Raw genomic sequence first — 698 nt, 5'->3', positions numbered from 1 at the left:
CGCCAAGAGATTGGTGAAGAACTTGGCGTCCACCACCTTACAGTAGGTCGATGGTTGAAGAAATATCGTGAGGGTGGCTGGGATGCGTTGCTTGCCAGACGACGTGGCCGACGCCTTGGCTCGGGAAGACAGCTGGATCCCGAAGATGAAGAATATCTGCAGCAGCAGCTGCGAGACCATACACCTGATCAGTTGAACCTGCAGTACGCCTTGTGGACCCGTGAGGCCGTTCAGCAACTGATCCGGGAAGAGACCGGGCAGACGGTACCCATTCGCTCGATCACGGAATACCTCAAGCGCTGGGGGTTCACGGTGCAAAAGCCGAAAAAGCAGGCCTATGAGCAGCAGGCGGCAGATGTTCAGCGCTGGCTGACGGTCGACTACCCCGCGATTCAGGCGCGTGCCAAGGAGGAGAAGGTGGAGATCCACTGGGGTGATGAGACGGGTTTGAGGTCGGATTGCCAGCACGTGCGTGGCTATGCGCCCAAGGGGCAGACGCCGGTGTTGCGGCAGAACGCCAAACGCGCATCCATCAATCTGATTTCCACGATCACCAATCGTGGCAAGGTGCGTTTCCGAATTTATGAAGGCACTATGCATGCGGGTCTTCTGATTGACTTCATGAAGCGTCTGGTCAAGAGCTGTGACCAGAAGATTTTCCTGATCCTGGATAATCTCCGGGTACATCATGCGTATAA

Annotated in this window: 1 protein-coding gene; it reads left to right on the top strand. The window is 56.0% G+C overall.

Features of this window, described 5'->3' with window-relative positions; genetic code table 11:
* Window positions 1-698 (top strand): IS630 family transposase (locus LPW29_RS15260; protein ID WP_238628723.1); only part of this gene is annotated, 698 nt, incomplete at both ends.

It is taken from the genome of Ectothiorhodospira sp. 9100 (assembly GCF_022227565.1).
GTDB lineage: Bacteria > Pseudomonadota > Gammaproteobacteria > Ectothiorhodospirales > Ectothiorhodospiraceae > Ectothiorhodospira > Ectothiorhodospira marina.
This window is presented reverse-complemented; position numbering and strand designations above follow the sequence as displayed.